Origin of the sequence: Variovorax paradoxus B4 (assembly GCF_000463015.1) — a bacterium.
GTDB lineage: Bacteria > Pseudomonadota > Gammaproteobacteria > Burkholderiales > Burkholderiaceae_C > Variovorax > Variovorax paradoxus_E.
Genome location: NC_022247.1, coordinates 2,799,654 through 2,815,895 on the forward strand (window position 1 = coordinate 2,799,654; position 16,242 = coordinate 2,815,895).

Here is a 16,242-nt window from a genome sequence, read left to right on the forward strand (position 1 = left end):
GGGAAACAGCACATGGCCGACCTCATCCTGCACCACTACAACACCTCGCCGTTTTCCGAGAAGGTGCGGCTCATCCTCGGTGCCAAGAAGCTGCCCTGGAAGTCCGTCCTCATTCCGGCCATCATGCCCAAGCCAGACGTGGAGGTGCTCACGGGCGGCTACCGCAAGACGCCGTTCCTGCAGATCGGCGCCGACATGTACTGCGACAGCGCGCTCATCGCCGACGTGCTCGAGCACCTGCAGCCCGAAGCCACGCTCTATCCCGAGCCCGAGAAGGGCATGTCGCGCATCCTTGCGCAATGGGCCGACACCACGCTGTTCTGGGCCGCGATGGCCTGGAACCTGCAGCCCAAGGGCGCGGCCGAAGTGTTTGCCAAGGCGCCGCCCGAGGTCGCCAAGGCCTTCGGCGAAGACCGCGGCAAGATGAGTGCGGGCAACATGGCGCGGCTGCGCCCGGCCGACGCCGCCGGCGCCTACAAGTCGTACCTGCGCCGCCTGTCCGACATGCTCGACGACAAGCCCTACCTGTTGGGCGAGGCGCCGTGCATTGCCGACTTCTCGGCCTACCACCCGCTCTGGTACACGCGCCGCATCGACTCGGTGCGCGGCATCCTCGACCTCACGCCCGCGGTGGTCGACTGGATGGATCGCATGGCCGCCATCGGCCATGGCACGACCGAGAAATCCAGCGCGGAGGAAGCCATTGCCATCGCCAAGGCCGCCACGCCGCACACCCTGCTGACCGACAGCACCTTCCAGGACGATCATGGCATTGCGCTGGGCAGCGCGGTCACGGTGCGTGCCGAGAGCTTCGGCCTCGAGGAAACCCCCGGCACGCTGGTGGCCGCCACGCGCACGCACTACACGCTGGAGCGCAGCAGCGAGCGCGTGGGCACGGTGTACGTGCACTTCCCGCGCATCGGCTATGTGCTGAAGAAAGCGGAGGCCTGAAAGAACGCGCCGGCACGGGGCACCTTCGTGACTGCGCTGCGGCGCATTCCGTATTTCAATGGTGCCTCCAACGTCAGAGACATTCAACGCAAGAAGGACACCGGCAAATGATTCAGGACTTCAAGGGCAAGACGGCCGTACTCACCGGCGCGGGTTCGGGCTTCGGCCTCGAGTGCGCGCGCATCGGGGCCGCGCGCGGCATGAACCTCGTGCTGGTCGACGTGCAGCAGGACGCGCTCGACAAGGCGCGCACCGAGATGGAAGCCGCCGGCGTGCAGGTGCTGGCCCGCAAGGTCGACGTATCGGACGCCGCCCAGATGGAGGCCCTGGCCGCCGCCGTGAAGGAGCGCTTCGGCGCGCCGCACTTCGTGTTCAACAACGCCGGCGTGGGCGCGGGCGGCCTGGTGTGGGAAAACACCGTGGCCGATTGGGAATGGGTGCTCGGCGTGGACCTGTGGGGCGTGATCCACGGCGTGCGCCTGTTCACGCCGATGATGCTCGAGGCCGCCGCGAAAGACCCGGCCTACCGCGCCCACATCACCAACACCGCGAGCATGGCCGGGCTGCTCACGCCGCCCAACATGGGCATCTACAACGCCGCCAAGGCCGCGGTGGTGAGCCTGACCGAGACGCTGTACCAGGATCTGAACCTCGTCACCGACCAGATCGGCGCGAGCCTGCTGTGTCCGTACTTCGTGCCCACGGGCATCACGAGCAGCGAGCGCAACCGGCCGAACGCGCCTAAGGAAACCGAGCTCACCAAGAGCCAGCTGATCGGCCAGGCCATGAGCAACAAGGCCGTGAGCAGCGGCAAGATCACCGCGGCCGAGGTGGCGGCGAAGGTGTTCGACGCGATCAGCGACAACCAGTTCTACGTGTTCAGCCACCCGAAGGCGCTGGGCAATGTGCGTAGCCGCATGGAGAACATTGTGGCGGTCAAAAACCCGGCCGATCCGTTCCTCGAACGGCCGGAGATCGGGCAGAAGTTGCGCGAGCAGTTGCGCGCGGGCTGAGCTTTGTTCAGGGCGTTGTTGTTCAGGGCGCGTGCACAGGCCACCGGATACTCCCCTCCGCGAATGTCCCCCGGCCTGCGGCCTCCTCCTTGATTTCGCTGCGGGGAGCACCCGATGCCCTGCGCACCAGGGCACGCTCTGGGTGCATGGGCAGATTTCAACCCTCAGCGGCCTGCGACGCAATCCACTCCCACACGGCGCGAACGGCCGGTTCGCCCTCATACCCGGCGGCCACCGCGAGGAAGTAGCTGCCCGTGTCGAGCGCCGGGCCGAAGGGCTGCACCAGCGCGCCGCTGCGCAGCTCCTCGGCCGCGAGCGTGAGGCTCAGCAGCGCCACGCCGTGGCCCGCGAGCGCGGCAAGGATGGCGTGGGTCTCGTCCGAGAACGACAGGCCCGCGGCCTTCATCGACCGGCCTCGCGGCGGCGCGATGCCGGCTTCCTTGAACCACCGCGGCCACAGCGCGGGCGCTGCGGCGCCGGGCTGCCAGTCGCAATGGATCAACTGGTGCTTCGGCAGATCGCTCGCGCGCCTCAGGCCCAGCATCGGGCTGCACAGCGGCGCGTAGCGCTCGGGCATCAGCTCGCGTGACACCAGGCCCGGCCAGTTGCCGCTGCCCGATCGCACGGCGATGTCGGCGCCGCCGCGCGCCAGGTCGACCAGCGTGTCGCTGGCATGCAGCCGCAGCTCGATGCCGGGGCAGGCCTTGCGAAAAGCCACCATGCGCGGCAGCACCCAGCGTGCCGCGAAGGCGGTGTTGGTGGTGAGCGTGACGGCCTGCAAGGCCGACGGTTGGCGCAGCCTTTCGACGCCAGCCTCGAGCGCGTCGAAGCCGGCGCGCAGGTCGTCGAACAGCCGCTCTCCCGCGGGCGTCAGCGCGAGCTGCCGCGTGAGCCGGCGAAACAGCGGCCGGCCCAGCGTGTCTTCGAGCGCGCGCACCTGGTGGCTGATGGCCGAGGGCGTCACCGAAAGTTCGAGCGCCGCGCGCTGGAAGCTCAGGTGCGCGGCCGCCGCTTCGAAGGCCCGCAGAGAGAGCAGGGGCGGCAGCCGCCGCGGGCGCCGGATGGATGGGCCAATCTCGTTCATCGATGGAGAAATGATCGTTTGTCGAAGGTTGCGCGTGTCTCTAGATTCAGGACCTGCGCCGCCATTGTGGCAGTGCAAGACAGAACAGAGCATTTCATCCATGAATACCGTGAACCTGAATCTTCTTCACATCGATGCCAGCGCCCGCCCGGGCCGCTCCGGCATCGATGCCCATGGCTCGCACACGCGCCGGCTGTCTGCGCGCTTCGTCGAGCGCTGGCGCGCGGCGCGGCCGAACGACCGCGTCGACTACCTCGACGTGGGCCAGCATCCGCCTGCGCATGTCGATGCCCGCTGGATCCACGCCGCTTTCACCGCACCTGCCGAGCGCGAACCCTGGATGGCCGACGCGCTGGCCGAGAGCGACCGGCTGGTCGACCAGCTCGTTGCCGCCGACCTGATCGTGGTGGGCCTGCCGATGTACAACTTCAGCGTGCCCGCGCAGTTCAAGGCCTGGATCGACAACATCGTGCGCGTGGGCCGAACCTTCGGCTTCGACCGTGCGCGCGGTGCGGTACCGTACTGGCCGATGCTTGCGGAAGCGGGCAAGCGCATGGTGCTGCTCGGCGCGCGCGGCGACCACGGCTACGACCCGGGCGGGCGCATCGCGCACCTGAACCATGCCGAGCGCACGGTGCGATCGGTGTTCGGCTACATCGGCATCACCGAGGTGTTCGAGGCCGCGGTGGAGTGCGACGAGTTCGGCGGCGAGCAGCTCGCAGAGTCGCTGCGGCAGGCGGAGCAGAAGGTCGACCGGCTGGCCGACCAGCTCGGCGCGACCATGCCGCGGTCAGCTCACACCGCCACCGGGCTGCGCTCCGAGAACTGACCGTTCCAGTACGGGTAGTAAGGGTAGGGCGGCGTCACCGCGCTGGCCGCATCGAGCCGCTTGATCTGGTCCGCGCTCAGTTGCCAGCCGAGCGCGCCGAGGTTCTGCCTGAGCTGCTCCTTGTTGCGCGCACCGATCAGCACGCTCGACACGGTGGGCCGCTGCAGCAGCCAGTTGAGCGCGATCTGCGGCAGGGTCTTGCCGGTTTCCTCCGCCACCTGGTCCATCGCATCGATCACGCGGTACAGGCGCTCCTCGTCCACGGGCGGCGCGAAGCCGGCGGTTTCATGCAGGCGGCTTCCGGCGGGCAGCGGCTGGCCGCGCCGCACCTTGCCGGTCAGCCGGCCCCAGCCCAGCGGACTCCAGACGATGGCGCCCAGGCCCTGGTCCAGGCCCAGCGGCATGAGTTCGAATTCGTAGTCGCGGCCGATCAGCGAGTAGTAGGTCTGGTTGGCCACGAAGCGCTGCAGCCCGAGCCGGTCGGAGGCCGAGAGCGATTTCATCAGCTGCCAGCCCGAGAAGTTCGATGCGCCGATCAGCCGCACCTTGCCTGCCCGCACCAGGTCGTCGAGCGTGTCGAGCACCATCTCGACCGGCGTCATCGCATCGAAGGCGTGCAGCTGGAGGATGTCGATGTAGTCGGTGCCCAGGCGCTCGAGCGCGGCATCGGTCGCGGCGATCAGGTGGTGGCGCGAGGCGCCGACGTCGTTCGGCCCATCGCCGGCGCGCAGCGCGAGCTTGGTCGAGATGATGGCCTTGTCGCGCCGGCCCTTGAGCGCGGCGCCAAGGATCGATTCCGAAGCGCCGTTCGAATACACGTCGGCCGTGTCGAACAGCGTCACGCCGGCATCCAGCGCCAGGTCGACGATGCTGCGTGCGCCCTCGACGTCGGTATTGCCCCAGGCGCTGAAGAGCGGGCCTTGTCCGCCGAAGGTGCCGGCGCCGAAGCCGAGTGCGGGGACCTTGAAGCCCGAGCGGCCGAGAAAGCGTTGTTCCATGATGTTGTCTTTGTGGTGGATTTAAAAAGATGGAGAGTTCAGGCCTGCACCGAGGTGCAATCGGCTGTCGAGACACTTCCTTCGCGCTGATCGAGCGAGCGGCTCCAGAGCGCGATCGCCAGCCCGATGAGCGTGAGCAGCGCAGCCACCCAGCCGAGCGCGCGCAGACCCGGGCCATGGTCGATGACCACGCCGCCCACCCACGCGCCGAGTGCATTGCCCAGGTTGAAGGCCGCGATGTTGAGGCTCGACGCCAGGTTCTGGCCCGCGCCCGAGGCCTTCTCGAGCACGCGCAGCTGCATCGGTGCCACGGTGGCGAACGAAGCGATGCCGAGCAGGCCGACGAACACCACGGCCGTGAACGGCGTTGCGATGGTGAACTGCATCGCGCCAAGCACCGCGGCCAGTGCCACCAGCGTGCCGAGCACGGCGGGCATGGTCGACCTGTCGGCCAGCCTGCCGCCGAGGAGGTTGCCCACGGCCAGGCCACCGCCGAACACCAGCAGGATCGGTGACACCACCGATTCGGACAGGCCGGTGACCTGCGTCAGCAAGGGCTGGATGTAGGTGAACACCACGAACACGCCCGCAAAGCCGAGCACCGTCATCGCCAGGCCGAGCAGCACCTGCGGCCGCGCGAGCACCGCGAGCTCCTCGCGCAGCGGCGCCGGCCTGGCTTCGCCCTTGACGCGGGGCACGAACACGGCAAGCACCGCAAAGGCCAGCACGCCGATCAGCGTCACCGCCCAGAAGGTGGCGCGCCAGCCGTACTGCAGCCCGAGCCAGGCCCCGGCCGGCACGCCCAGCAACGTGGCGGCCGTGAGGCCGGTGAACATGATGGCGATGGCCGAGGCGCGGCGTTCCGGCGCGACCAGGCCGGTGGCCACCACCGAGCCCACGCCGAAGAAGGTGCCATGCGCGAGCGAGGTGACCACGCGCGCGGCCATCAGCAGCTCGTAGCTGGGCGCGAGCGCGCAGGCCAGGTTGCCGAGCGTGAAGATCGCCATCAGCGCGAGCAGCACGGTCTTGCGCGGCAGTTTGCGGGTGGCGATGGTCAGGATGGGCGCACCCACGGCCACCCCGAGCGCATAGCCCGAGATCAGCAGGCCGGCGGCCGTGATGGAGACGTGGAGATCCGCCGACACCTGCATCAGCAGGCCCATGATGACGAATTCGGTGGTACCTATTCCGAAGGCACCGGCGGTAAGGGCGAGCAGAGCGATTGGCATGATGGCTCAACTGTGCGGGCTGGCGGCCAGAATGACTAGAATGCCGCCCGGACATAGACTTGTGACTTGAACTCACAATAGAAAGACGCAAGGAAACGCCATGCCGCGCATCGACGTCAACCGCTCCGGCGAAATGGAAGCCTTCGTGCAGGTGGTCGAATCTGGTGGGTTCTCGGCGGCGGCGCGCCTGCTCGACATGACGCCTTCCGCGGTGAGCAAGCTCGTGGCGCGGCTGGAACTGCGGCTGGGCATCCAGCTGGTGCACCGCTCCACGCGCAAGCTGCAGCTCACGCCCGAGGGCCTGCATTTCTACGAGCGCAGCACGCGCGTGCTCGCCGACATGGACGAGGCCGAGCGCTGTGCCGCTGCGGGCGCCGCGCCGCGCGGGCGCGTGAGCATCAACGCGAGCGTGTCCTTCGGGCACCACCGGCTGGTACCGCTGGTGCCGCGCCTGCTCGAACTGCATCCGCAGATCACGCTGGACATCGCGCTCACCGACCGCATCGTCGACCTGATGGACGAGCGCGCCGACATCGCGATCCGCTGGGGCCAGCTGCCGCCATCCGACCTGGTGGCGCGGCGCCTTGGCGAAACCAGCCAGTCCATCGTGGCCTCGCCCGATTACCTCGCCAAGTACGGCACGCCGCACACGCCGCAGGAACTGGAGGCGCACAACCGCCTGGGCTGGACCTACCGGCGCAGCACGCCCGACTGGCCGCTGCGCGTGGACGGGCGAATGATGGCGTTGCCCGTGGCCGGGCCGGTTCGCGCGGGCGACGGCGAAACCCTGCGCCAGCTGGCCATTGCCGGCGCGGGCGTGGCGCGGCTGTCGCTGTATCACATCCAGCACGACATCGATGCCGGCCGGCTGGTGCCGCTGCTCGAGGAATTCAACCCGGGCGAGGTGGAGCCGATCCACGCCGTGTACATCGGCAAGGCCGGCACCTTGCCGGCGCGCGTGCGCGCGGTGCTCGACTTCCTGGTGGCGTGCTCGGGCGTGGGGGGAGGGCGCTACACGCTCAGACGCACCGCGCCGATGCCGGCGAATTCCGCCGTCACCTGATCGCCGCGGCGGCAGGGCACGATGCCGACCCATGAGCCGGTGGTGACCACGGTGCCGGCCGGCGCCGTCTGCCCGTGCCGCGTGATGTGGCGCAGCCAGATCGGCAGGAGCCACGCCGGATCGGCCAGCGGATGGGTGCCTTCGCGCACCACGGTTTCCGATGGGCCGACCTTCGTTTCGCAGCGCTGCGAAGCCCAGTCGACCGCCGCATAGGGCTGCCATTCGCCGATCACAAGCGCGCCATGCACCTGCGAATCGGCCAGGCGCAGCAACGCGGGCGTGGCGGCCAGGTCCTGCCAGCGCGAATCGACGATCTCCACCGAGACCGCCATCGCATCGATGAGCGAAGCCGCATCGCCATGGTCGAGCGTCGCGGCCATGGCGGGCGTCACGTCCTGCCCGAGCCGCAGCGCGATCTCCGCCTCGATGCCGGGCACATGAAAGGCAAGGTCGCTGAAGTCCGCCGGGCTCGTGCGCACGCCGGCCGGGGGCAGCGGTGCATGCGTGAGCGTGGCGCTGCGCGAGCCGCCGCCGGATTTCCAGACGCGGGGCACGGTCCCGTTGCCGAACCAGGCCAGCCCCGAAGAGACGGCGTCTTGCACTTCATAGGCCTGGACGGCCGTCTCCAGCGTGCCGAGCCAGGGCGTGGCATCGAGCGTCTGGTTCGTTTGGCGGGCCTTGATCAGGGCATTGGCGAGGGCTGTCATTGAGGGAGTCATGGGGGGATTGTCTTCGCTGCTTTTGTCTTGTTCGGGACGTTTTTGTTCGGGGCGCTGCTGTACAGGGCGCGTGCACAGGGCACGCTCGTGGTGTACAGCTAACGACCGCTCCGCATAACGCTCCCGTCGATGGGGTGCCTTGCGCAGCGAAATAAAGGAGGAGCCGAAGGCGGGGGACATTCGCGGAGCAAGGTACCCCGTCGGCGGGAGCGCACCTCGAACAACAGCGTTTGAATCAAGTATCCACGTGCACCTTGCCATCCTTCACCACCTTCGCCCACTTGGCGATCTCGGTGGCGATGAACTGCTTGAACTTGTCCTGCGAACCGCCGCCGTCCTCGGCGCCGTAGGTGTCGAGGCGCTCCTGCACGTCGGGCATCGCGAGCACCGCGTTGACGTCGCGATTGACTTTCTCGGCCACGCCTGCAGGCAGCTTGCCCGGGCCCGCAAGCCCATACCAGGTGGTGGCCTCGAAACCCGCAAAGCCCTGCTCCTGCATCGTGGGCACGCCCGGATGGCCCTTGGCGCGCTTGGTGCGCGTTTGCGCCACGGCCAGCACGCGGCCGCTCTTCACGTGCGGCGTGGCCGCGGTCATGGTCTCGAAGCTGTACTGGATCTGTCCACCCATCAGGTCGGCCAGCAGCGGGCCGCTGCCCTTGTAGGGCACATGCAGCGCATCCACCCGGGCCTGCAGCTTGAACATTTCCAGCGCCAGGTGCTGTGCCGAGCCCGCGCCCGCGGAGCCGAAGCTCACCGTGCCGGGCGAGGCCTTGCAGGCGGCCACGATGTCGTTCACCGTGAGCGCCTTCTGCGCCGGGCTGGCGATCAGCAGGTTGGGCGTGACGCCCACCAGCACGATCGGCACGAAGTCGCGCTCCACGCTGTAGCGCAGCTTGGGCTGCAGACTGGGCGCGAGCGCATGGCTGTTGATGTGCGCCATGAGCAGCGTGCTGCCGTCGCTGGGCTGCTGCGACACGTATTCGGCCGCCAGCACGCCGGCCACGCCGGCCTTGTTCTCGACGATGACCTGCTGGTTCCACATCACCGTGAGCTTCTGGGCCACCACGCGCGCGAGCGCATCGGTGCCGCCGCCGGGCGGAAATCCCACCACGATGCGCACCGGCCCCGAAGGCCACTCCTGCGCGAAGAGCCGGGGCACGCCCAGCGTTGCGGCCGCGGCACCCGCGGCCTGAATCAGCGAACGTCTCTGCATCATCTTTGTCTCCGGTGTGTGGTGGGTCCGATGCGTGCCGGGCTGGAAAGCCCGGCAGGTGGTGGTGGCCGCCGCGCCGTTCGAGCGGCGCGCTGCGGCCGGTGTTTTTTCTTGCGACTACGCTGCCTTCTGCAGGCCGACAGGTGCCGCTGCATGGTTCGCGAAATGGTCCATCGCGGCCTGCACGCCGCTGCCTGCCAGCTTGATGCCGCTGAGCTTCATGCCCATTTCCACACCCGCCACCATGGCCACCAGCGTCAGGTCGTTGCTGTCGCCCAGGTGGCCCATGCGGAACATGCGGCCCTTGAGCTTGCCGAGGCCCGTGCCCAGCGAGAGGTCGAAGCGCTGGTGGATGAGCCGGCGCAGCGCATCGGCGTCGACGCCTTCGGGCGTGATCACGCCGGTGAGCACGGGCGAATACACGGCCGGGTCGGCGCACTGGATCGGCAGGCCCCAGGCATTGACCGCCGCGCGCACGCCGGCGGCCCAGCGCTGGTGGCGCGCGAACACGTTGTCCAGCCCCTCGCCGAGCAGCATGTCGAGCGATTCCGACAGGCCGTAGAGCAGGTTGGTGTTGGGCGTGTACGGCCAGTAGCCATCCTTGTTCATCTCCACGATCTCGTCCCAGGCCCAGAACGCGCGCGGCAGCTTCGCGCCTTTGGAGGCTTCGAGCGCGCGCGGCGAGAGTGCGTTGAAGCTGATGCCGGGCGGCAGCATCAGGCCCTTCTGCGAACCGCTGATGGTGACGTCCACGCCCCATTCGTCGTGCCGGAAATCGGTGCTCGCCAAACCCGAGATGCTGTCGACCATCAGCAGGGCCGGGTGGCCCGCCGCGTCGATGGCCTTGCGCACCGAGGCGATGTCGGAAGTGACGCCGGTGGAGGTTTCGTTGTGCACCACGCACACGGCCTTGATCTTCCTTTCGGTGTCCTTGCGCAGGCGGGCCTCGATGAGGTCGGCCTGCACGCCGCGGCGCCAGCTGGGTGCGGCGGGCAACTGGTCGTCCTTGCCGGACCAGGCGAGGAATTCGGTCGAAAGGCCGAGCCGCGTGGCCATCTTCTGCCACAGCGATGCGAAGTGGCCGGTTTCGTACATCAGCACGTGGTCGCCCGGGCTCAGCGTGTTGGCGAGCGCGGCCTCCCAGGCGCCGGTGCCGGAGGCAGGGTAGATCGCGACCGGATGCTTCGTCTTGAAGATCTGCTTGATGCCGCCGAGCACCTTGAGCCCCAGCGTGCCGAACTCGGGCCCGCGGTGGTCGATGGTCGGCAGGCTCATGGCCCGCAGGATGCGGTCGGGCACCGGGCTCGGTCCGGGGATCTGGAGGAAGTGGCGGCCGGTGGGATGGAGGTCGAGTTGCAGCATGGACTGTCCTTTCGCTTTCAGTTTTGCATTCAAAATAGAATTAAACATGATGGTTTACCCTGATGTATAGGGGTTGTTGGTGTCATTTTTTGCATTCAAAATGCATTCAAGGGAAACAGACATGACCGCAGACATCATCGAAATCTCGCGCCTCGCGCTGCACGACCAGGTGGCTTCGCGCCTGCGCACGATGCTGGTCGAAGGGCACATCGCCCCGGGCGCCAAGCTCAACGAGCGCGAGCTTTGCCTTCAGCTGCGCGTCTCGCGCACGCCGCTGCGCGAGGCCATCAAGCTGCTGGCGGCCGAAGGGCTGGTCGACCTGCTGCCCAACCGCGGCGCGGTGGCGGTGAAGCTCACCGAGGCCGACGTGCTCAACACCTTCGAGGTGCTGGCCATGCTCGAAGGCATGTCGGGCGAGCTGGCGGCCAAGCGCATCACGGACGAAGAACTGGCCGAGGTGCGCGCGCTGCACTACGAAATGATGGCCTGCTTCGCGCGGCGCGATCTCTCCGGTTATTACCGCCTCAACGCGCGCATCCACACCGCCATCAACGAGGCCGCGGGCAACCCCGTGCTCGCCAGCACCTACCGCTCCATCAATGCCCGCGTGCAGTCGCTGCGCTTTCGAACCAACCAGAACGATGCCAAGTGGAAGCACGCCGTCGAGGAGCACGAGCAGATGATCGATGCGCTGGCCGCGCGCGATGCCGCCGGCATGCGCAAGGTGCTCATCTCTCACGTGATGCGCAAGCGCGACACGGTGCTCGAGCTGATGCGCACCGGCCAGATCTATCCCCAGGCCCACAAAGCGAGCTGACCCTCACAACACCATGCGTGTCGATCCCGCCAGCCACATCCAGCCCGCCGGAACCGTTCTTCCGCCCAACGACACCTGCGAGCTGCTCGCACGCCGGCTGCGCGCCGAGACCGAGGGCGAGGTGCTGTTCGACGACGGCTCGCGCGGCCGCTACGCCACCGATGCGTCGATCTACCAGATCACGCCGGTCGGCGCCTTCGTGCCGACCAATGAAAGCGACATCGCCACCGCCATCGATGTCGCACGCGACCTGAAGGTGCCGGTGCTCGCGCGCGGCGGCGGCACCAGCCAGTGCGGCCAGACCACGGGCGCTGCGCTGGTGATCGACAACAGCAAGCATTTCCGCCGCGTGCTGGACGTGAACGTGGAGGAGGGCACCGCCACCGTCGAACCCGGCCTGGTGCTCGACCACCTGAACGCGCAGCTCAAGCCGCACGGCCTCTGGTACCCCGTCGATGTGTCGACCAGCGCGCAGGCCACGCTGGGCGGCATGGCGGGCAACAACTCCTGCGGCTCGCGCTCCATCGCCTACGGCAACATGGTGCACAACGTGCTGGGCGCGAGCGCCTGGCTCTCGAGTGGCGAACTGGTGGAGTTCGGCCCTGAGGCCACGCTGGGCCCTCGCGCGGCCGGCATCGCGGAGTTCGTGCACGGGCTGGCGCTTGCGCACCGCGAGCAGATCCACGCCGACTGGCCCAAGGTGCTGCGCCGCGTGGCCGGCTACAACCTCGACATCTTCGACAACCAGAGCGAGCGCCCCTACACCGCCGACGGCAGCGTGAATCTCGCGCACCTCCTGATCGGCGCCGAAGGCACGCTGGCCTACACAAAGAGCCTCACGCTCAAGCTCGCGCCGCTGCCGCGCGCCAAGGTGCTGGGCATCGTGAACTTTCCGACCTTCCATGCGGCCATGGATGCAGCGCAGCACATCGTGAAGCTGGGCCCCACGGCGGTGGAGTTGGTCGACCGCACGATGATCGATCTGAGCCTTGCCAACCCGGCCTTCAAGCCCACGGTGGAAACCGCGCTGATCGGCAAGCCCGCGGCCATCCTGCTGGTCGAGTTTGCCGGTGCCGAGAAGGCCGCGCTGCTGCCGCGGCTCAGGCAGCTGGTCGAGTTGATGGGCGACCTCGGCCTGCCCGGCAGCGTGGTCGAAATGCCCGACGACGCGCGCCAGAAGAACCTGTGGGAAGTGCGCAAGGCCGGCCTCAACATCATGATGAGCCTGAAGGGCGACGGCAAGCCGGTGAGCTTCATCGAGGACTGCGCCGTGCCGCTCGAGCACCTGGCCGAATACACCGATGCATTGACTGAAGTGTTTGCGAGGTACGGCAGCCGCGGCACCTGGTATGCGCATGCCTCGGTCGGCACGCTGCACGTGCGGCCGATTCTCGACATGCGCGCCGGCGGCGCCACCAAGATGCGCGCCATTGCGGAAGAAGCCTCGGCGCTGGTGCGCAAGTACAAGGGCGCCTTCAGCGGCGAACACGGCGATGGCCTGTGCCGCGGCGAGTGGATCGAATGGCAGTTCGGCCCGGCCCTCAACGAGGCCTTTCGCGCCATCAAGCAGAAGCTCGATCCGGCCAACCTGTTCAACCCCGGCAAGATCGTCGACCCGCCGCGCATGGACGACGGCTCGCTGTTCCGCTTTGCGCCGCCCACCGCGCCCAGGCCCTACAGGCGCATCGAGCTCAAGCCCGTGCTCGACTGGTCGGCCTGGAACGTCAATGCCGACCCGGTGACCGAGAAGACCACCGCGCCCGGCACCGGCGGCGACAGCACCGGCGGCCTCGCCAAGGCCGTGGAGATGTGCAACAACAACGGCCACTGCCGCAAGTTCGACGCCGGCACCATGTGCCCGAGCTACCGCGTGACGCGCGACGAGCAGCACCTGACGCGCGGGCGCGCCAACACGTTGCGGCTCGCGCTCTCGGGCCAGCTCGGTGCGGATGCCTTCACCGGCGAAGAGATGCACGAGACCATGGATCTGTGTGTCGGCTGCAAGGGCTGCAAGCGCGACTGCCCGACCGGCGTCGACATGGCGAAGATGAAGATCGAGTTCCTCGACCACTACAAGAAACGCCACGGCCACACGCTCAAGGACAGGCTGGTGGCCCACATGCCCGACTACGCACACAGGGTAAGCCGCGTGCCGTGGCTCATGAACCTTCGCAACACCGTGCCTGGCGCGGCCTGGCTGGGCGAGAAGCTGCTGGGCTTTTCGGCACGGCGGTCGCTGCCCGAATGGCGCTCCGACACCTTCTGGCGCGCCAAGGCCGAGCTGCATGGCATGTTCGCCAGCCGCGAGGCCGTGCTGTCGGTGCAGGCGAACGGCGGCCGCGCGGCGGTGCTTTTCGTCGACACCTTCAACGGCACCTTCGAGAGCGAGAACGCGCTGGCGGCGGCCCGCGTGCTCAAGGCCGCGGGCTACACGCTGCACACGGTCGAGAAGAGCAGCGGGCACCACTGCTGCGGCCGCACCTTCCTGGCGAGCGGCATGGTGGGCGAGGCCAAGCGCCGTGCCGAGGCGCTGATCGATGCGCTGCGGCCGCTGGCCGAGGCCGGCATTGCCATCGTCGGGCTCGAGCCTTCCTGCCTGCTCACGCTGCGCGACGAGACCCTGGTGATGGGCTTCGGCACGAAGGCCGAAACCGTGGCCAGGCAGGCCCTGCTGTTCGAGGAGTTCATTGCGCGCGAGCTGAAGGCCGGGCGCTTCGCGCTCGCGCTCACGCCCGCCACGGCGCCGATCCTGCTGCACGGCCATTGCCACCAGAAGGCCTTCGGCGCGGTCAGCCCGATATTGGAAGTGCTGCGGCTCATTCCCGGTGCCGAGCCCGAGCTGATCGAAAGCTCCTGCTGCGGCATGGCGGGCAGCTTCGGCTACGAGGCGCGCCACATCGACGTGTCGATGCAGATGGCCGAGGCCAGCCTGCTGCCGGCGATCCGCGCGAAGCCCGACGCCATCGTGGTGGCCGACGGCACCAGTTGCCGCCACCAGATCGGCGACGGCGCGCAGCGCGAGGCGGTGCATGTGGCGGTGCTGCTGGAGCGGCATCTCGCGCCACCAACCCTGTCGTCTGAACAGACTTAGCGGCTGGCACAAAATGGAGTGATGAATGCAGCAGAACGAACGGCAGAGACAACGGCAGCGGCAGCAGAAGCCACGGTGGAGCCGGGCTTCGCGCTGTTCGAGACCGCGATCGGCACCTGCGCGCTGGCCTGGGGTCCGCGCGGGCTCGTCGGCGTGCAGTTGCCGGAAGAAAACGGCGGAGCCGCCACGCGGGCGCGCATGCAGCGTCGCTTTGCGAACCTGAACGAGGCCGAGCCTCCCGAAAGCGCCCAGCGCGCGATCGCAGCCATCCAGGGCTTGCTGAACGGCGCATCCGACGACCTGGGCGGCATCGTCCTCGACATGAGCCATGTGTCGGAATTCCACCAGCGCATCTATGCGATTGCACGGCGCATTCCGCCTGGGCACACGCGCACCTATGGCGAGATCGCGGCCGAACTGGGCGACAAGGGCCTGTCGCGCGCGGTGGGCCAGGCCATGGGCCACAACCCGTTCGCGCCCGTGGTGCCGTGCCACCGCGTGCTGGCCGCGGGCAACAAGCCCGGCGGCTTTTCGGCGGGCGGCGGCGCGCTCACGAAGCTGCGCATGCTCGACATCGAAGGCGCGCGGCCGAACGGAATGGCTTCGCTTTTCTAGCAGCCCCGGAGGCCGTCAGGCGGCGGCAACCGGCAGCCGCTGCAGCCCCGCCATGCGCGAGGCAAAAATGATTCCCGCCTGCAGCATGAAGCCCGCCAGCGCGAGCAGCAGGCAGGCCGGCTCGCCCCACCTGGCACCCACTGCACCGCCCAGCGCGGCGCCGATCGGCCGGGCGCCCGCATTGACCGTGAGGAACACCGCCGACACCCGGCCCAGCATCGCCCCGGCCGTGACGCTCTGCCGCAGCGTGGTGGTGGTGATGGTCCAGACCATCGGTCCGGCACCGAACAGGAAGAACGACAGCGCCGCCAGCGATGCGGCCGGCACCACCAGCGTGGCCGCCATGGCCGCCGCGGCTACCACCGCCACCGCGGGCCCGACCTGGATCGCACGGCCGAACGGCAGGCGCGCCACCACGCGCGACGTCAGCAGCGCGCCCGCCACCATGCCCGCGCCGTACATTGCCAGCGTGAATCCGACCGCCTGCGCGCCAAGGCCCAGCACCCGCACCGCATACGGCACATAGCCGGCCTGCACCACGAACCACGAGATGTTGAAGACCGCGCCCGTCATCAGCATGGGCCGCAGCAATTCGTGCTGCCAGACAAAGCGCGCGCCATCGCGCACATCGAGCAGCGGATGGCGCCGCGATGCGGATGGGCGCGGCGCCTCGGCCAGGCGCCGCAGCAGGCCCACCGCCGAGATCGACAGCACCGCCGCCAGCACGAAGGCCGTCGAAGCGCCCGCCCATGCGACCAGCGCGCCCGCCAGCGCAGGCCCGGCCGTGAACGCGGCGCTGCGCGCAAGCTCCAGCCGGCCGTTGGCGGCTGCCAATGCCTCGCGCGGCACGAGTGCCGGCACCAGCGCGGGCGCCGCGACGCTGAAGCCCACGGTGCCGACGGCGCCCAGGAATCCGAGCGCCGCCAGCCAGCCGATGCCGAGTTTCGACGCCAGCACCATGGCCAGCAGCACCAGCAGCGAGACGGCGCGCAGCCCCTCGGATGCGACCATCAGCCGCTGTCGCGACATGCGATCGGCCAGCACGCCCAACGGCATCGACAGCAGGAGAAAAGGCAGCGTCTGAATGGCGGCCAGAAAGCCGATCTCGCCCGGCCCGGCACCCAGCATGAGCACCGCGACCAGCGGGACCGCCGCAAGGCTCAACTGCTCGGCGGACTGTGCCGCGAGGTTGGACCACGCAAGATAGACAAAGGGACGGGGAAGGGCGGCTTTCATGCGGCAAGGAGCTTCATGTGGG

The 16,242-nt window shown here is 68.5% G+C and carries 14 protein-coding genes; 7 read left to right on the top strand and 7 right to left on the bottom strand.

The features are described 5' to 3' along the window. The first annotated feature begins 12 nt into the window (after positions 1–12). On the top strand, positions 13–951 hold the full coding sequence (locus tag VAPA_RS12975; RefSeq protein WP_021007230.1) for a glutathione S-transferase family protein: 939 nt from the start codon (positions 13–15) through the stop codon (positions 949–951). Positions 952–1,058: 107 nt separating this feature from the next. After that, positions 1,059–1,964, top strand: a complete 906-nt coding sequence (locus tag VAPA_RS12980) for an SDR family oxidoreductase (protein ID WP_021007231.1) — start codon at positions 1,059–1,061, stop codon at positions 1,962–1,964. A 157-nt stretch (positions 1,965–2,121) separates the two neighbouring features. Here the strand turns inward: VAPA_RS12980 and VAPA_RS12985 are convergent, their stop codons facing one another. Then, entirely contained in the window at positions 2,122–3,048 is a 927-nt protein-coding gene (locus VAPA_RS12985) for a LysR substrate-binding domain-containing protein (protein ID WP_021007232.1), read from the bottom strand. Positions 3,049–3,148: 100 nt separating this feature from the next. Here VAPA_RS12985 and VAPA_RS12990 point away from each other — a divergent pair, with 100 nt between their 5' ends. After that, the gene (locus tag VAPA_RS12990) at positions 3,149–3,877 is read left to right on the top strand and encodes an FMN-dependent NADH-azoreductase (RefSeq protein WP_021007233.1); all 729 of its coding nucleotides are present in this window, start codon (positions 3,149–3,151) and stop codon (positions 3,875–3,877) included. On the opposite strand, the gene VAPA_RS12995 is transcribed toward VAPA_RS12990, so the two are convergent. Both VAPA_RS12995 and VAPA_RS13000 read right to left on the bottom strand, forming a co-directional pair. Further along, positions 3,844–4,875, bottom strand: a complete 1,032-nt coding sequence (locus tag VAPA_RS12995; protein WP_021007234.1) for an aldo/keto reductase — start codon at positions 4,873–4,875, stop codon at positions 3,844–3,846. The two genes, VAPA_RS12990 and VAPA_RS12995, sit on opposite strands and share 34 nt — an antisense overlap. Before the next feature lie 38 nt (positions 4,876–4,913). After that, positions 4,914–6,104: an MFS transporter gene (locus tag VAPA_RS13000; protein ID WP_021007235.1), complete on the bottom strand. Its 1,191-nt coding sequence runs from the start codon at positions 6,102–6,104 to the stop codon at positions 4,914–4,916. A gap of 100 nt (positions 6,105–6,204) precedes the next feature. Between VAPA_RS13000 and VAPA_RS13005 the strand changes: the two genes are divergently transcribed. Then, positions 6,205–7,167 carry a LysR family transcriptional regulator gene (locus tag VAPA_RS13005; protein WP_021007236.1) on the top strand — a complete coding sequence of 321 codons (963 nt, stop codon included), beginning with the start codon at positions 6,205–6,207 and terminating at the stop codon, positions 7,165–7,167. On the opposite strand, the gene VAPA_RS13010 is transcribed toward VAPA_RS13005, so the two are convergent. The 3 genes from VAPA_RS13010 to VAPA_RS13020 all read right to left on the bottom strand — a co-directional run bounded on the left by VAPA_RS13010 (position 7,116) and on the right by VAPA_RS13020 (position 10,461). After that, positions 7,116–7,886 carry a fumarylacetoacetate hydrolase family protein gene (locus VAPA_RS13010; RefSeq protein ID WP_021007237.1) on the bottom strand — a complete coding sequence of 257 codons (771 nt, stop codon included), beginning with the start codon at positions 7,884–7,886 and terminating at the stop codon, positions 7,116–7,118. The two genes, VAPA_RS13005 and VAPA_RS13010, sit on opposite strands and share 52 nt — an antisense overlap. A 235-nt stretch (positions 7,887–8,121) precedes the next feature. Further along, positions 8,122–9,099 (bottom strand): Bug family tripartite tricarboxylate transporter substrate binding protein, encoded by a 978-nt coding sequence (locus tag VAPA_RS13015; RefSeq protein ID WP_021007238.1) that lies wholly within the window; start codon positions 9,097–9,099, stop codon positions 8,122–8,124. 117 nt (positions 9,100–9,216) lie between these two features. Next, positions 9,217–10,461: a pyridoxal-phosphate-dependent aminotransferase family protein gene (locus VAPA_RS13020; RefSeq protein ID WP_021007239.1), complete on the bottom strand. Its 1,245-nt coding sequence runs from the start codon at positions 10,459–10,461 to the stop codon at positions 9,217–9,219. A gap of 121 nt (positions 10,462–10,582) precedes the next feature. Between VAPA_RS13020 and VAPA_RS13025 the strand changes: the two genes are divergently transcribed. From VAPA_RS13025 to VAPA_RS13035, 3 genes are read left to right on the top strand one after another with little or no spacing between them, the layout of a single operon-like run. Next, on the top strand, positions 10,583–11,278 hold the full coding sequence (locus tag VAPA_RS13025; RefSeq protein WP_021007240.1) for a GntR family transcriptional regulator: 696 nt from the start codon (positions 10,583–10,585) through the stop codon (positions 11,276–11,278). A gap of 13 nt (positions 11,279–11,291) precedes the next feature. Beyond that, positions 11,292–14,369, top strand: coding sequence for an FAD-binding and (Fe-S)-binding domain-containing protein (locus tag VAPA_RS13030; protein ID WP_021007241.1), 3,078 nt, complete (start codon positions 11,292–11,294; stop codon positions 14,367–14,369). 21 nt (positions 14,370–14,390) lie between these two features. Beyond that, positions 14,391–14,984 (top strand): methylated-DNA--[protein]-cysteine S-methyltransferase, encoded by a 594-nt coding sequence (locus VAPA_RS13035; RefSeq protein WP_051255325.1) that lies wholly within the window; start codon positions 14,391–14,393, stop codon positions 14,982–14,984. A 15-nt stretch (positions 14,985–14,999) separates the two neighbouring features. Here VAPA_RS13035 and VAPA_RS13040 read toward each other — a convergent pair whose 3' ends face one another. Beyond that, positions 15,000–16,220 (bottom strand): MFS transporter, encoded by a 1,221-nt coding sequence (locus tag VAPA_RS13040; protein WP_021007243.1) that lies wholly within the window; start codon positions 16,218–16,220, stop codon positions 15,000–15,002. Between the last annotated feature and the right edge of the window lie 22 nt (positions 16,221–16,242).

Coding starts and splice junctions, on each gene's coding strand:
- VAPA_RS12975 (WP_021007230.1), top strand. CDS start 13: ATGGCCGACCTCATCCTGCACCACTACAACACCTCGCCGTTTTCCGAG.
- VAPA_RS12980 (WP_021007231.1), top strand. CDS start 1,059: ATGATTCAGGACTTCAAGGGCAAGACGGCCGTACTCACCGGCGCGGGT.
- VAPA_RS12985 (WP_021007232.1), bottom strand. CDS start 3,048: ATGAACGAGATTGGCCCATCCATCCGGCGCCCGCGGCGGCTGCCGCCC.
- VAPA_RS12990 (WP_021007233.1), top strand. CDS start 3,149: ATGAATACCGTGAACCTGAATCTTCTTCACATCGATGCCAGCGCCCGC.
- VAPA_RS12995 (WP_021007234.1), bottom strand. CDS start 4,875: ATGGAACAACGCTTTCTCGGCCGCTCGGGCTTCAAGGTCCCCGCACTC.
- VAPA_RS13000 (WP_021007235.1), bottom strand. CDS start 6,104: ATGCCAATCGCTCTGCTCGCCCTTACCGCCGGTGCCTTCGGAATAGGT.
- VAPA_RS13005 (WP_021007236.1), top strand. CDS start 6,205: ATGCCGCGCATCGACGTCAACCGCTCCGGCGAAATGGAAGCCTTCGTG.
- VAPA_RS13010 (WP_021007237.1), bottom strand. CDS start 7,886: ATGACTCCCTCAATGACAGCCCTCGCCAATGCCCTGATCAAGGCCCGC.
- VAPA_RS13015 (WP_021007238.1), bottom strand. CDS start 9,099: ATGCAGAGACGTTCGCTGATTCAGGCCGCGGGTGCCGCGGCCGCAACG.
- VAPA_RS13020 (WP_021007239.1), bottom strand. CDS start 10,461: ATGCTGCAACTCGACCTCCATCCCACCGGCCGCCACTTCCTCCAGATC.
- VAPA_RS13025 (WP_021007240.1), top strand. CDS start 10,583: ATGACCGCAGACATCATCGAAATCTCGCGCCTCGCGCTGCACGACCAG.
- VAPA_RS13030 (WP_021007241.1), top strand. CDS start 11,292: ATGCGTGTCGATCCCGCCAGCCACATCCAGCCCGCCGGAACCGTTCTT.
- VAPA_RS13035 (WP_051255325.1), top strand. CDS start 14,391: ATGAATGCAGCAGAACGAACGGCAGAGACAACGGCAGCGGCAGCAGAA.
- VAPA_RS13040 (WP_021007243.1), bottom strand. CDS start 16,220: ATGAAAGCCGCCCTTCCCCGTCCCTTTGTCTATCTTGCGTGGTCCAAC.